Origin of the sequence: Mycobacterium ostraviense, assembly GCF_002705925.1 — a bacterium.
Lineage (GTDB): Bacteria > Actinomycetota > Actinomycetes > Mycobacteriales > Mycobacteriaceae > Mycobacterium > Mycobacterium ostraviense.
Genome location: NZ_NKRE01000059.1, coordinates 1 through 275, shown reverse-complemented (window position 1 = coordinate 275; position 275 = coordinate 1). Strand labels below are relative to the sequence as shown.

The window sequence follows — 275 nt, the reverse complement described above, 5'->3', positions numbered from 1 at the left end:
ATCCATTGGGCACCGCTTGGACGGTCACCTTGGGGACGGGCGCGTTGGCGGCTTCAAAGGCCACGGGCAAGTCCTGGTTGACCAGCAACTGGACGCCCTGGGCGTTGGGGTCTTTGAGCTGCATCAGCAGCACGCGGTAGTAGCGCCGCTCGCCCAGCGCGCCCACCCGCATCAACCGAACGGTGCGCTTGGATTGGGGCGGGACGTTCACAAAGGTGGGCGCCCCCACGATCTCCGTGGTGGGTGAAAACACGTTCTGCCCTGTGGCCTGATCC

1 protein-coding gene is annotated in these 275 nt (G+C 65.5%); it reads right to left on the bottom strand.

Annotation, left to right across the window (positions count from 1 at the left end):
* Positions 1 to 253, bottom strand: a 253-nt coding sequence (locus tag CDN38_RS27915) for a hypothetical protein (protein ID WP_204903262.1), incomplete at its 3' end; no start/stop codon positions are given.
* Positions 254 to 275 lie beyond the last annotated feature (22 nt).